The sequence below is a fragment of the Pseudomonas sivasensis genome (assembly GCF_013778505.1).
In the GTDB taxonomy this organism is placed as follows: domain Bacteria; phylum Pseudomonadota; class Gammaproteobacteria; order Pseudomonadales; family Pseudomonadaceae; genus Aquipseudomonas; species Aquipseudomonas sivasensis.
In genome coordinates this window covers 230,001-243,004 of sequence record NZ_JAAOWU010000005.1, presented here as the reverse complement: position 1 = coordinate 243,004, position 13,004 = coordinate 230,001, and the positions used below count along the sequence as shown (strand labels likewise).

14 protein-coding genes and 1 pseudogene are annotated in these 13,004 nt (G+C 59.4%); all 15 read left to right on the top strand.

Translation table 11 applies throughout. The features are described from left to right. The first annotated feature begins 35 nt into the window (after window positions 1-35). Window positions 36-1,031: a major capsid protein gene (locus G9Q84_RS11930; RefSeq protein WP_099602579.1), complete on the top strand. Its 996-nt coding sequence runs from the start codon at window positions 36-38 to the stop codon at window positions 1,029-1,031. 2 nt (window positions 1,032-1,033) lie between these two features. Continuing rightward, complete coding sequence (locus G9Q84_RS11925) at window positions 1,034-1,354, top strand: head-tail joining protein (RefSeq protein WP_181643376.1); 321 nt, start codon at window positions 1,034-1,036, stop codon at window positions 1,352-1,354. Continuing rightward, a complete protein-coding gene (locus G9Q84_RS11920; RefSeq protein ID WP_181643375.1) occupies window positions 1,351-2,007 on the top strand; it encodes a hypothetical protein in 657 nt (218 codons plus the stop codon). The genes G9Q84_RS11925 and G9Q84_RS11920 overlap by 4 nt, the downstream gene beginning before the upstream one ends. Then, window positions 2,000-2,518: a hypothetical protein gene (locus tag G9Q84_RS11915; RefSeq protein ID WP_181643374.1), complete on the top strand. Its 519-nt coding sequence runs from the start codon at window positions 2,000-2,002 to the stop codon at window positions 2,516-2,518. Before G9Q84_RS11920 ends, G9Q84_RS11915 begins: the two co-directional genes overlap by 8 nt. Next, entirely contained in the window at window positions 2,515-3,090 is a 576-nt protein-coding gene (locus G9Q84_RS11910; RefSeq protein ID WP_181643373.1) for a phage baseplate assembly protein V, read from the top strand. Before G9Q84_RS11915 ends, G9Q84_RS11910 begins: the two co-directional genes overlap by 4 nt. A 46-nt stretch (window positions 3,091-3,136) precedes the next feature. Further along, a complete protein-coding gene (locus tag G9Q84_RS11905) occupies window positions 3,137-3,328 on the top strand; it encodes a hypothetical protein (protein ID WP_181643372.1) in 192 nt (63 codons plus the stop codon). Window positions 3,329-3,333: 5 nt separating this feature from the next. After that, the gene (locus tag G9Q84_RS11900; RefSeq protein WP_177097292.1) at window positions 3,334-3,660 is read left to right on the top strand and encodes a GPW/gp25 family protein; all 327 of its coding nucleotides are present in this window, start codon (window positions 3,334-3,336) and stop codon (window positions 3,658-3,660) included. Further along, complete coding sequence (locus G9Q84_RS11895) at window positions 3,657-4,544, top strand: baseplate assembly protein (RefSeq protein WP_181643371.1); 888 nt, start codon at window positions 3,657-3,659, stop codon at window positions 4,542-4,544. The genes G9Q84_RS11900 and G9Q84_RS11895 overlap by 4 nt, the downstream gene beginning before the upstream one ends. Next, window positions 4,541-5,146 carry a phage tail protein I gene (locus G9Q84_RS11890; RefSeq protein WP_090407607.1) on the top strand — a complete coding sequence of 202 codons (606 nt, stop codon included), beginning with the start codon at window positions 4,541-4,543 and terminating at the stop codon, window positions 5,144-5,146. Before G9Q84_RS11895 ends, G9Q84_RS11890 begins: the two co-directional genes overlap by 4 nt. Next, window positions 5,143-5,964: pseudogene (locus G9Q84_RS29820) on the top strand (phage tail protein); the annotation flags it as partial. The gene G9Q84_RS11890 and the pseudogene G9Q84_RS29820, both read left to right, overlap by 4 nt. A gap of 1,260 nt (window positions 5,965-7,224) precedes the next feature. Beyond that, complete coding sequence (locus tag G9Q84_RS29300) at window positions 7,225-7,923, top strand: hypothetical protein (RefSeq protein ID WP_242461428.1); 699 nt, start codon at window positions 7,225-7,227, stop codon at window positions 7,921-7,923. Between the two features lie 98 nt (window positions 7,924-8,021). Continuing rightward, entirely contained in the window at window positions 8,022-9,197 is a 1,176-nt protein-coding gene (locus G9Q84_RS11875; RefSeq protein ID WP_181643369.1) for a phage tail sheath subtilisin-like domain-containing protein, read from the top strand. Window positions 9,198-9,209: 12 nt separating this feature from the next. Further along, complete coding sequence (locus G9Q84_RS11870) at window positions 9,210-9,713, top strand: phage major tail tube protein (protein ID WP_099602569.1); 504 nt, start codon at window positions 9,210-9,212, stop codon at window positions 9,711-9,713. Window positions 9,714-9,726: 13 nt separating this feature from the next. Then, window positions 9,727-10,329, top strand: a complete 603-nt coding sequence (locus tag G9Q84_RS29610) for a phage tail assembly protein (RefSeq protein WP_181643368.1) — start codon at window positions 9,727-9,729, stop codon at window positions 10,327-10,329. A 140-nt stretch (window positions 10,330-10,469) separates the two neighbouring features. Further along, window positions 10,470-12,995 carry a phage tail tape measure protein gene (locus G9Q84_RS11860; protein WP_181643367.1) on the top strand — a complete coding sequence of 842 codons (2,526 nt, stop codon included), beginning with the start codon at window positions 10,470-10,472 and terminating at the stop codon, window positions 12,993-12,995. Window positions 12,996-13,004 lie beyond the last annotated feature (9 nt).

Here is a 13,004-nt window from a genome sequence, read left to right as displayed (position 1 = left end):
TTGTGCGGGTTTTTTGTTTTCTGGAGACATGTTTCATGGCTGACATTCAAATCTTCAATGACGATGCGTTCTCGGTATCTTCGCTGACCGCCGCAATCAACGAACAGGAGTACGTGCCTGGACGTATCGGCAGCCTGGGTTTGTTCCAGGAGGAGGGTATTACCACCCTTACGGTACAGATCGAAAAGGACGGTGACACCTTGGCATTGGTGCCGGCGGGTGAACGGGGTACGTCCGGTCTGGTGGTCGGTGGTACCAAGCGCACGCTGATTCCTTTCAATACCGTACACCTGCCACAACGCTTCACTATCAAGGCTGATGAGATCCAGGGCATTCGTGCCTTCGGCACGCGTTCCGAGCTTCAGTCGGTGCAGGATGTGGTCAACAAGCGCCTGGCCAAGGCTCGCCGACAGTTGGATGTTACTCACGAGTTTCAGCGCCTCGGTGCGCTCAACGGCAAAATCTACGATGCCGACGGCAAGACGGTGCTGCTCGATTTGTATGACCGTTTTGGCGTTAAGCGAAAGTCGTTGTCGATGGGCTTGGTCGGTGAGACGAAGTCGTTTCGCGTGCAGTGTGGTGAGGCGTTGGATATGCAAGAAGACGCATTGGGCAGCGTGACCCGCAGCGGCTCTCGTGCTTTCTGCGGTAAGAATTTTTGGAATGCGCTTTTGGAAATTGAGGAGGTGAAAAAAACTTACCTCAACACCCAACAAGCAGCTGCTTTACGAGGTGATGCTCGTGAAAGTTTCGACTACGGTGGCATCACCTGGGAGCGTTATCGCGGCAAAATCGCCGGGATGACGTTTGTGCACGACGACAAGGCGCTGCTGATCCCTGAAGGCGTACCGGACTTGTATATTTCGGTATTCGCACCGGCCGACTACATGGAAACGGTCAACACCGAAGGTGTTCCGTATTACAGCAAGATCGAGCCACTGCCTTTCAACAAAGGCATGGCCGGTGAAGCTCAGTCCAACCCGCTGCACATGTGCACGCGGCCCTTGGCGCAGATCCTGCTGGAAATGTGACCGTGGCCTTCCGCGATCTGATCGACGACATCGACGACGTGGTATTCGAGACCCTGGGCGACAGCGCCCAGATCGAAGGCCGCGCCGAACCGGTACTGGGTATGTTCGCGGCACCATGGAAAGCACCGCAGTTCGGCAAGGTCCACACCGGATTGCGCGAGCCTCGATTTGAGATCCGCGTGAAAGATTCGGACGGTCTGAGCAAGGGCCTGCGGGTCACCATCGACTTGCCGACTCTGGATGGCGGCGGCGACTACGACCTGCTGCAACTAGAGCCCGGCGGCGATGGCCTGGTGGCCCTGATCTTGAGGAAGCGACCATGAGCGTCGGCAGCCATGTGCAGCAAAACCGCGATAGCGGGATGATCAATATCCTGCCGTCGGCGGTGCATTCCCAGGCCCTGCGCGAGTTCGGGCAGTTGGTGCCCAAGGCCGCTGCAGCGGCTCAGCGTCGTGCGATCAACAAGACGTTGGGTTGGCTGCGCACCTACATTGCGCGAGCCGTGGGCAAGCAGGAGCGAATCGCCATCGGCGCTGTCCGGCAGCGCCTTCGGGCTTATCCGGTCAGCGGCGGCGCGATGCGTGGCAAGTTGTGGTTTGGGGTCAACGCCATCGAGGCCAGCCGCATCGGTCGATCTCGGCAATCCCGCGCCGGTGTGTCGGTGGCGGGGCGGCGTTACCAGGGCGCGTTCTTCAAGCAGGTGTATGGCAATAGCCCCGACATCTGGATCCGCACGTCGAGCAAGCACTTCAATGCCACGGACTACCCCGGCAGCACGCAGGGGCGGCGCAGTTCGGGTTTCATCGCAGAGAGCGACAACCGCTTCCCGCTGGCGAAAGCCAAGGTCTCGCTGGACCAGGTGCGACCGCACTTCGACAACTGGGTAAAACGCGCTGACGAACGCTTGCTGGAGATCCTCAAGCAAGAACTCAACTTTGAACTGCAGAAGTACCTCAAGGAGACCGCCCGTGTCTGATCAGCCATTCAGCCTCGACCGTCTTTATGACGCCATCGAGCAGCACCTGAAGGAACAGTTGCCAGGGATTCAGGGCGCGTCGTTCTGGCCGGATCTGTCGGCAGACACCAGCATTCCCACGCCGGTAGTGCTGCTGGAAATGGCCGAGATGGAGCCCGCGCCGGATATCGGTACCGGTGAAACCTCGCTGACCTGCAAGTTCGAGGCGCGGATCATCGTCGACTCGATCAGCGCGGATCCGCAACGCCAGGCGGTGCAGTTGGCCTCCCAGCTCGCGGTGCTTCTACGGGGGCAGAGCTGGGGATTGGAGGTCGACTGCGCGCAGTTCGTGCGCTCTACGCAAGACTGGACCAAGCCCGAACTGGACGGCTATTTCGTCTGGCTGGTGGAGTGGGACCAGACGGTTTACTTGGGCGCCGAGGAATGGCCGTGGCCGGATGAGCCGCCGGGGTCTTTGGTCATTGACCTGGGGCCGGGCGTAGGGCCGGTCAACCCGGAGGATCTGCAATGAGCTACGCCAGTGCCCAGCATGACCGGATGATCGCCTCGACGGTGATGCCCTGCGTCGTGGTGGGGGTGGATCTGTCCACCGCTATGGTGCGTGTGAAGTCGGGCGACTGGATCAGCGCCTGGGTGCGTTGGCACAGCCAGGCGGCTGGCAAGGCTCGTCACTGGCGGGTGCCGAGCGTGGGAGAGCAGGGCGCGTTGATCAGTCCCAGCGGCGAGCCGGCGATGGGTACGTTTATCCCTGGCTTGTACGGCAATGCCGGCGCCCAGCCGGACAACCGCGATCATGTCGAGGTGTGGCGGTTCGACGATGGCGGCTCCCTGGTCTACGACTGGGAAGCCAACAGCTACACCATCGATCTCCCGGCGGGCACCGTCATGGTCAAGGTCGGAGGGTCTGTGCTGGAGATGACGCCGGATAGCACACGATTGGTGTCGGGCAAGATCAACCTGGTGGGCTTAGTCACCATCGACGGCGCTACCCAGATCAACAGCACACTCAATACGACCGGCGACATCAACAGTGCCGGCAAGGTCATCGATGTCGGCGGCAACACGCCGAACCACAAACACTGATCACTACCCGCCTTGAGCGGGTTTTTCGTTTTAGGAGCATCCGTTGATGAGCAAGAACAAACTCGACAGCCAGGACGAAGTTGGGCCTGGGCGCGTTTTCCGCGACACGCTCTTCACCTCGCGCACCCTGGTCCTTCCTGATGGCAGCACCTTGGCGGTGAGCAAGGCGCGCGTGACGGCCAGCACTGATGAACAGTTCGCCTTCCTCCAGGCCCACCCGGAACTTCTGCAGGAGTAATCCCGATGATCGGAATGGATCGCCACACCGGCAAACCGCTGTCCGGTCTCGACCATCTCCGACAGTCCATTGGGGACATTCTCGGCACGCCCGTGGGCAGTCGGCGGATGCGGCCTGAGTACGGCAGCCTGATCCGACGCTTTGTCGACCTACCGGTCAACGCGGGCTGGAAGAGCGCGGTGCAGGCCGAGGTGGCTCGCTCGCTGGGTCGCTGGGAACCGCGGCTAAAGCTGGAGCAGGTGCAAGTCGTTGCCATCGTCGGCGGTCGCATCGACTTCAAGTTAACAGGTGACTATCAGGGCGAACGCCTGCTGCTGGAGGTGTCGGCATGAGTACAGTGGATTTATCGGCGTTGCCGGCGCCGCAGGTGCTGGAGGATCTGGACTATGAGGAGCTGTACCAGGAGGGGATGTCATCTTTTCGCGAGTACATGGGCGATAACTGGTCGGCGGCGCTGGAGAGCGACCCGGTGGTCAAACTGGTGGAACTGGGGGCCTACGGCAAGATGCAGAATCGGGCACGGGTCAATGATGCGGCCAGGGCGCTGATGCTGGCGTATGCCGAAAAGGAGGATCTTGATCAGCTTGCGGCCAACGTGAAGCTTCAACGACTGGTTATTCAGCCGGCTAATCTGCTGGCGGTGCCGCCGGTCGAAGAGGTTAAAGAGTCCGACGATGCCCTGCGTGAGCGTATCCAGTTGGTCTACGAAGGGCTGACCACCGCCGGCCCTCGCAACAGCTACATTTTCCACTCGCGCAACGCCTCGGGGCTGGTGGCCGATGCCACGGCTGAAAGCCCATCACCGGCCGTCGTAGTGGTGACCGTGCTGAGCCTGACCGGCAGCGGCCAGGCCGATCAGGCGCTGCTAGACGCGGTGTACAGCAAACTCAGCGACGATGACATCCGCCCGGTTGGCGACCGCCTCATCGTGCAGAGCGCCGAGATCCTGAATTACCGGATTGATGCCGTGTTGCACATGCAAGGCGCCGGCCCGGAAAACGACGCCATCTTGGCCGAGGCGATCAAGCGCCTCGCGGCCTGGATCAACCCGCGTAAGCGCTTGGCGCTTGAGGTTGCTCAATCTGGCGTCGACGCCCAGTTGCACATCAGCGGCGTCGGCCGGGTCGAGCTGAAAAACTGGAAAGACCTAAAGCCGAGCAAGTACCAAGCGGCCTATTGCACCGGTTTCAGTGTTGTTCTTGGGGGCACGACATGACCAGTCTGCTCCCCCTGAATAGCACTCAGTTGGAGCGCGCCATCGAGGCCGCGCTGGCTGAGAAAACCGTTATCCCACTGCGCACCCTGTACAACCCGGACACCTGCCCGGCGCATCTGCTGCCGTGGCTGGCTTGGACCTGGTCGGTCGACCGTTGGGACAACAAATGGTCCGAAGCCGTCAAGCGTTCCGCCATTCGCTCCGCGTTCTACGTGCATGCCCACAAGGGAACCATCGGCGCCCTGCGGCGGGTGGTCGAGCCGTTGGGTTACCTGATCGAGGTGCTGGAGTGGTGGCAGACGACGCCTATGGGCATCCCCGGTACGTTCGCGCTGAAGGTCGGTGTACTGGATACCGGCATCACCGAAGAAATGTACCTGGAGCTGGAGCGCCTTATCGATGACGCCAAGCCCGTCAGCAGGCCTTTGACCGGCCTCGCGATCAGCTTGGAAACCCAAGGCGCCATACACATCGGTGTCGCCCTCTACGAAGGCGACGTAATCGACGTCTACCCACCCGTGCAGCGTGACATCGAAGTCACTGGCTACATCGGCATGGTCGGGCGCGAACACAGCATAGACACTCTGGATGTTTACCCATGATTGATCGCAACTCGCAATTTATGGCGATCCTCACCAATGTGGGGGCCGCCAAGCTGGCAAACGCCAACGCTTTGGGGATTCCCTGGAACCTCACCGAACTTGGAGTAGGAGACGCCAACGACACCGACCCGATGCCCAACGCAGCACAGACCAAGTTGATCAACGAGCGCCGACGTGCGCCGCTGAATCAACTGCGCGTCGACCCGGCGAATGCTGCGGTGATCATTGCTGAGCAGGTAATTCCGGCGGACGTGGGTGGTTGGTGGATCCGCGAGATCGGCTTGTACGACTCGGACGGTGACCTGGTTGCAGTTTCCAACTGTGCACCGAGCTTTAAGCCAGCGCTGGATCAGGGTTCAGGTCGTACGCAGATCGTGCGGATGAACTTTATTGTTTCCAGCATCAGCAACATTGTGCTGAAGATCGATCCTGCGATTGTGCTGGCGACTCGTGAATATGTTGACCTGGCGATTACGGAGGCCATCAACAAGCAGGACTTTAAACACTCGGTACTGGTCGCCACCACGGCGAATATCGCCCTGAACGGTATTCAAACCATCGACGGTGTGTTGCTTGCTGCAGATGCCCGTGTACTGGTGAAAGACCAGGCCCAGGCGAAAGACAACGGTATCTATGTCGTACCGGCTAGCGGTCCCTGGAAACGCGCCCAAGATGCAGATGCCGGCGTGGAAGTAACACCGGGTCTATTTGTCAGTGTCGAGAAGGGCACGGCCAACGGCGACAGCGTTTGGCAGCTGGTGACCGATGCGCCGATTGTGTTGGGTACCACTGCGCTGACCTTTGAGGTCGTAGCAGGGCGCACGGGTGTTGTCGCGGGCACCTATCGAAGCTTGACCGTGGATAAGCTCGGCCGCGTTATTGCGGGCACGAACCCGAATACCCTGGGCGGCTATGGCATTACCAATGCATACACCATGGAGCAGGTGGACACCGCGCTTTTGGGGAAGGCTGCGAAGGCAACAACTTTGGGAGGTTATGGCATTACTGACGCTATCCTTTCCACGCCTCAAACTGGTGTTGTTGGGAAAATCGGTGACATTAACAAGCATCATATTGGCGTATATGCGAGCGGTACTACCGATGGCATGACTAACTCTAGCGGCGGCTTGTTTTTGCGCATGAAGTACCCCGGCGACACTGCAGCCGCGTTTGACATTTTTGGCCATGTGGGGAACGGGTACGACATACTCGGTTTTCGTCGTGTGCTTGCTGATGGTTCTTTCGTATATCGAACCGTGTATCACGACGGAAACTTTGACCCCGCAACTAAAATGCCTGTTAGTGGTGGGGCTTACTCGCCTAGTTTTTTCAGTCTGCGCATTACTACCAACTCCTTGCCTATTAACAATCCAGGTGCATTCGTTTCATACGGAACTGATGGGCAGTTCACTAACGCTTTCAACTCTGTGTGCAACCGAAGCTCAGGAACTGGCGGTTTTACTTGGAGAACTGTTAACGCCGATAACAGCGTAACCGGTCCTACCATGTCGTACTCGTACGAGGGGCGCCTTAACGTTCCGGGAAGTATCTGCACGCCCGCTATTACTGGCAATACTACTGTTTGGGACCAGCCCGAAGGATACGCGGGTGCAAACATAGCTAACTGCGCCTTTGTGGCGGCAGCAGTAGGTCGGAAGGTTTCCGGCGACCGGTCAGACGCCGCTGGATTTTATAATGGTGTTAAGACCGCGCCTTATATTCGTCACATGGATGGTACAGTTGTTTATTTGCAGGTTGATCGGCCAAAAGATACAGCGCTTCTCGCTGCTAATGGCTGGAGTAAGAACGCAGACACCGGCGAGATTAATCAATGGATTGATGTCGTTGTTGGTGACTTTGCTACAGTTGGCACTATAAACGTTACTTGGCCTTTTAAATTTCCAAACCAAATTTTAAACGTCAAAATCGGCTTTAAACTCCCGGCAGGCACACAGTTTGGCGGTCAGGCACATTTCAATGCAATCACCTTGAGCGGCGCTACCATCCGGCTGGAAGAGTGGGCCGCTGTAGTCCAAACGGGACTTGTTTTAATGGTAGAGGCTCGAGGAAATTAATTGATGAAAATTTTCTATAGCGCACACGACAACACATTTTTTAATGAACAACTCTACGGTGCCCGGACTATTCAGGTAGCCGATCCCGATTGGACTCGGCCAACCGTGAATGTTCCCGACCCGGAATGGAGTCGGCCATGGATTTCGGTGCCTAATCCGGCTTGGGTGGAAGTGGTTGAAGTCGAGGGTGAGGAATCAGAAGCTCAAACTGAGTCTAAAAACATTTTGGTTCCTGATCCTGATGCAGTGCATCCAATGATTGAGGTGCCGGATGAGCAGGCCTCACCCCCGCTCATTACCGTACCCAATCCCGCGTGCTTGCTTCCGCCTGAATCCGAGCTTGTCGAGGTGCAGCAGGGCGAGCATGACGAGATATTCCGCTTGCTGTCACTCGGCGGCTCTGTGCTTGCGCCTGGCGAGAACGGTCAGCCAAGTATTGCCCCGGCGCCTGGTCCCACGCTGGAAGAACTGAAAGCTCGCGAGCGTTCAATACGCGACCGAGCATTGCTGCTCACTGATCCGTTGATCTCGCGTCACCGAGATGAGGTAGAGGCCTCACGGCCAACAACTCTCACCGCTGAGAAGTACACGCAGTTGCAGGGCTACCGACACGATCTGCGAGGCTGGCCTGAATCGGAGCACTTCCCGGCAATTGAGTACAGGCCTGAACAGCCGGTATGGCTGGCTGAGTTGATCCAATAACGCCCCGTACTCACGGGGCGTTTTCTTTTCCGTTACGCGCAACACGACCAACCTATGGCCTCGCTTATGCGGGGCTTTCTCGTTTCTGGAGTTCAACCATGAGTAATGCAGGTGGTTTTTTTCACGGCGTCACCGTGACCAACGTCGATACCGGCACGCGACCTATCGCTGTGCCGTCGTCGTCGATCATTGGTCTCTGCGACACCTTCACCCCATGCCCTGCTGCCAGTGCCTTGCCCAATCAACTGGTGCTGATTACCCGCGAAAGCGAAGCCATCGCTGCCTGGGGCGCAGAAGCGGCAATCACCAAGGCGGTGCAGGCCATTTACGTTCGCTCCAAAGCGGTGATCGTTGCCTGTGGCGTGGCGAAGGTGGCAGACGCCGCCGCGCAGACCTCGGCCATCATTGGCGGCGTCCTGGCGAACGGCACACGTACCGGCATGCAGGCGCTGCTCGACGGCAAGAGCCGATTCAACGCGCAACCCCGCTTGCTGGTCGCTCCTAAGCACACGGCGACCTTGCCCGTTGCCACGGCGCTGGTGGCGCTGAGCGACAAGCTGCGCGCGCTGGCAATCATCGACGGTCCTAACACCACCGACGAAGCCGTCATGGAGTACCGCGAAAACTTCGGCAGCAAGCGCGTGTTCCTGGTCGACCCCGGCGTGCAGTACTGGGACACCGCACTCAGTGCCACCGTCGATGCACCAAGTTCTGCCTGGGTGGCCGGGCTCTTCGCCTGGACCGATTCGGAGTACGGCTTCTGGGCCTCGCCTTCGAACAAAGAGTTTGTCGGCCTCACCGGTACCGGCCGGCCTATCGAATTCCTCGACGGCGACGAAACCTGCCGGGCCAACCTGCTCAACAACGCGCAGATCTCCACGATCATCCGGGATGACGGGTATCGCCTGTGGGGCAACCGCACCTGTTCCAGCGATCCGAAGTGGGCGTTCGTTACCCGCGTGCGGACCATGGACATCGTCATGGACGCGATTCTTTACGGCCATAAATGGGCGGTTGACCGCTCGATCACCAAGACCTACGTCAGCGATGTCACGAACGGCCTGCAGGCCTTTATGCGCGACCTGAAAAACCAGGGCGCGGTGATCAACTTCGAGGTGTTCGCGGACCCTGGGTTGAATACGGCCAGCCAGCTGGAGCAGGGCAAGGTGTACTGGAACATTCGTTTCACCGACGTGCCGCCGGCAGAAAACCCCAACTTCCGGGTCGAGGTCACCAACCAGTGGTTGACCGAAGTCCTCGACACCAACGCATAAGGAGAACCGCAGATGGTTCCGCAAACGCTCTACAACATGAACGCCCATATCGATGGTCTCAGCTTCAACGGGGAGATCACCAGCCTGACGCTCCCCAAGCTCACCTTGAAAACCGAGGAGCATCGAGCTGGTGGCATGGATGCCCCGGTCGAGATGGATCAGGGTATGGAAAAGCTGGAGTCCAGTTTCGCTGGCAAAGGTGCGCGCCCCGAGATCATGAAGTTTTACGGCCTGGCCGATCAGACTGCGTTCAACGCGGTTTTCCGGGGTTCCTTCAAAGGCCAGAAAGGCGCGACCACAGCAGTGGTCGCCACCCTGCGCGGCATGCTTAAAGAGATTGATCCAGGCGACTGGAAAGCTGGTGAGGCCGGTGAGTTCAAGTACGCCGTGGCGGTCAGCTACTACAAGCTCGAAGTCGGCGGCCGGCTGATGTACGAGATCGATCCAATTAACTGCGTCCGGGTTATCAACGGTGTCGATCAACTTGCCAGCGTCCGTCGCGACCTGGGCTTGTAAAGGAATTGCTCTTATGAAAAAACTGAAACCACTGCCTTCCTGGCTCAACATTGAGGCGGATAGCGCGACCATCACTTTGACCCGGCCCAGCGATGTTAACGGCGTGAAGATCGACCAGTTGACCCTGCGCGCTCCGACGTTGCGCGAGGTGCGCGCCTCTGACGGAATCGGTGGCGATGACGATGTGTTGTGCGAAGTGACCTTGTTCGCCTCGCTGTCTGATGCCGGCACCAAGGACATCGATGGGCTCAAACTGACGGACTATGCACGGGTACAAACCGCGTATTCGCGGTTGATCTTGGACGCGGGTATCCCCGAGAAAAAAGACGAGACTCCGACTTGGTTGGTCGTTGGCACCGACGGCGCCATCGTCACGCTGTCCAAAGCGTATGACTTCAAAGACATGAAGCTCGACCGCGTGCCGTTGCGCGCCCCCACTGTGCGCGACGTGCGGGCCGCGACCTCGGCGTCCAATGGTAACGACGAGCAGCGCGAGACCATCCTCCTGGCCAACCTGTCTGAATCCGACACCAAGGATCTGGAGGGGCTCAAGCTGACGGACTACCAGCGGCTGCAAGCCGCCTACTTTCGCCTGGTGCAGGACGACGGGGTTTAACGCCGAACTGCAGAAGCAGGTCGCGAAGCGCTTGGCGACGCAGTATTCATTTGCCGCCAATGAAATCGAGACCATGCCCTTTTCCACGATGATCTGGTGGCTCATGGACTGAGCCCCGCATCTCTGCCTGGAGTGTTCTCATGGCAAATAACCTGGCGCTCGGCCTGGTCATCGGCGGCGTCGTCAGCTCCACGGTCGGCGGCGCCTTCAAGGACGTTGAAGGCCGTATCAAGAAACTCGGCGAAACCGGCACCAAGGCTCGCGTGCTGCAGAGCACTATCGGCGACACCATCCGCCTGCGGGATGAGTGGAAAAAAGCCCACGACACCGGTGCGGCGTCGGCTGATGGTCTGCTGCGAAAGCTGGAAGGCAACCTCAAAACCCTGAAAGAGCAGGGCATTGAGGTCAGTAAGTTGCGCAAGGAATACCAGGTTCTCGGGCAGGTAGCGCGGGGTGCTGAACTCAAGGCGCTGGGCCATACGCAGATCCAGCAAGGCAAAGAGAGGATGAAAAATTCCCTCGGCCAAGCGGCGGTGCTCACGGGCGCGTTGGCGATCCCGACGAAGATCTCCGGCGATTACCAGGCGCAGGTCCGCCAAATGTCGTTGTGGGCTCACACGGCCGGCACCGGCGATGAAGCGGAGCTGGCAGCCAGCATCAGTAAGGTCGCGGCTGAGAAGGGTATGAGCCAGCAACTGTTGGCGCAGTCGGTGGGTGCCTTGATTGAAAAAGGCGTCGAGTGGGACGTTGCCACTAGTTACGCCGGTCAGATCGCTGACCTGATCGACGGCCAGGGCATGGAGCCCGATACGATTGCAACGCTGATCAACTCCTTTAAGGAAGCCGGCGTAAAGCAGGGTGACATGGCGGCCATGCTTGGTCAGGTGGCTGCGGCGGGTGACATCGGCGCGTTTGGTCCAAAGGAGATGGCGAAGTATTTGCCGGCGATGCTTGGCAATATCAAGCGTCTGGGCATGGAAGGCCCCGAGGCCGTGCGTTTCCTCGGTGCAAGCCTGCAGTCGCAATACTCGCAAACTCAGGATTCGGCGGCTGCAGCCACCAACATGAACAACCTGCTCAACGCTGTGATCAGCAGCACCAGCCAGGAACGGTTCGCCAAGGAAGGCTACGACCTAACGGGCTCGATCCTCGCTGCGACTAAAAGCGGTAAGGCTGCCAACCCAGTCGATGCGTTCATCATGCTCAGTGAGCAGTTGATCAAAAAGCAGGATCCGGCAAAGGCCAAGAAAATCGAAGCGCTCAAGGCCAAGATCAAGTCGTCGGTGGATGGTAGTGCCGAGGAAGAGCAGGCCATGATCGCCCTGACTGAAGCTGCCGGGCTGGCGACCATCGTCAGCGATCAGAGCGCCAGTGCTGGCCTGCTTGCGCAGATCAAGTACGGCGACAAAATCAAGGCTGATATGTCGACCATTGAAGCCACGGACGGCAAGGCTAAGATTGAGGCGGATGCAGCGAGGGCGAGGGAAACGTCCAACCGGAAGTGGGCAACGGCAACTGCCGGAATTGAATCCTCGATGACTCGCATCGGTGATGCGTTGCGGCCGCTGACGGATATGGCGGCAGACGGGCTGGCGAAAGTTGCCTATGGGCTTGGCGAGTTGGCGGGTCGGTTTCCGACAGTGGTCAGCGGGGCGGCTGTGCTGGCTGCTGGTGTTGTCAGCCTGGGCGCCGCGATCAATGCGATCAAGATCGGCAAGGGCCTGCTGAACGTTGCTCGTGGGTCGCTGATGGGCAATCCAAACGTCATCCAGCGGGTCTTTGTCACCAACCCCTCTGGCGGCGCTGGCGGGGTCGACGTAGGTGATGGAAAGCGGCGACGTGGAAAGGGCAAGCGTGGTCGTGGTGGTCGAGGCGCGCCCGTCAGTACCCCTGCACCTTCAGCGCCGATTGGCCCAACGGCCAGCCGGTTCGCGCCCAAGACCATGATGGGTAAGGGCCTCGGGTTCGCTAAGGTCGGCGCGCCTATGGCGCTGATCGAGGCGGGTTTGATCGCTGCTGATACGTATCAAAATGCGGAGACCCGCGATGAAAAAGCCGAGGGCTACGGCAATGCCGCTGGCACCTTGGCCGGAACGTTGGCGGGTGCTGCAGCGGGTGCCGCGATTGGTTCGGTGGTGCCGGTGATCGGGACTGTCGTTGGCGGATTGATCGGCGGATTCCTGGGCAGTTGGGGCGGCGGCGAGTTGGGCGGCGCTGTGGGCAAGGCTGCATTCGGTGGCCCGGACGCGCCGGCCGAGCGATTGGTGCTGCCGGATCAGCCGTCGCCGTTAAGGTTGCCGCCACCAGGTGCGGCGGCTATGCCGCTTCTGTCCCAAATGGCGCCGGCGTTATCGTCCGGCCCGTTGATACTCAAAGCTCCGGCAGCTCCGGGGCCAGCCTTGGGGGATGTCTCGCGTTCGTTGGCGGCGGCTCCCACAGCAACTACGGCTCCGGCCGTGCTTGCTGCTGGATTCGCCGCGAAACCGGAGCCGCCTCGGATTGATCAGCAGTGGCAGTTCTCTCCGACCGTCGACGTGACCGTGCAGGGTGACGTCAAGGATCCACGGCAACTGGCGCAAGAAATGATGCCGCACTTGCGTCAGCTGTTTGAGGAGTTCAGCCGAGAGCAGGCCCGGCGCAACCTATTCGATGCCCCTCACGTTTAAGGAGTTGTC

Excerpts from the sequence above, each read along its gene's own strand:
- G9Q84_RS11930 (WP_099602579.1), top strand. The coding sequence starts at position 36 with ATGGCTGACATTCAAATCTTCAATGACGATGCGTTCTCGGTATCTTCG.
- G9Q84_RS11920 (WP_181643375.1), top strand. The coding sequence starts at position 1,351 with ATGAGCGTCGGCAGCCATGTGCAGCAAAACCGCGATAGCGGGATGATC.
- G9Q84_RS11910 (WP_181643373.1), top strand. The coding sequence starts at position 2,515 with ATGAGCTACGCCAGTGCCCAGCATGACCGGATGATCGCCTCGACGGTG.
- G9Q84_RS11905 (WP_181643372.1), top strand. The coding sequence starts at position 3,137 with ATGAGCAAGAACAAACTCGACAGCCAGGACGAAGTTGGGCCTGGGCGC.
- G9Q84_RS11900 (WP_177097292.1), top strand. The coding sequence starts at position 3,334 with ATGATCGGAATGGATCGCCACACCGGCAAACCGCTGTCCGGTCTCGAC.
- G9Q84_RS11895 (WP_181643371.1), top strand. The coding sequence starts at position 3,657 with ATGAGTACAGTGGATTTATCGGCGTTGCCGGCGCCGCAGGTGCTGGAG.
- G9Q84_RS11890 (WP_090407607.1), top strand. The coding sequence starts at position 4,541 with ATGACCAGTCTGCTCCCCCTGAATAGCACTCAGTTGGAGCGCGCCATC.
- G9Q84_RS29300 (WP_242461428.1), top strand. The coding sequence starts at position 7,225 with ATGAAAATTTTCTATAGCGCACACGACAACACATTTTTTAATGAACAA.
- G9Q84_RS11875 (WP_181643369.1), top strand. The coding sequence starts at position 8,022 with ATGAGTAATGCAGGTGGTTTTTTTCACGGCGTCACCGTGACCAACGTC.
- G9Q84_RS11870 (WP_099602569.1), top strand. The coding sequence starts at position 9,210 with ATGGTTCCGCAAACGCTCTACAACATGAACGCCCATATCGATGGTCTC.
- G9Q84_RS29610 (WP_181643368.1), top strand. The coding sequence starts at position 9,727 with ATGAAAAAACTGAAACCACTGCCTTCCTGGCTCAACATTGAGGCGGAT.
- G9Q84_RS11860 (WP_181643367.1), top strand. The coding sequence starts at position 10,470 with ATGGCAAATAACCTGGCGCTCGGCCTGGTCATCGGCGGCGTCGTCAGC.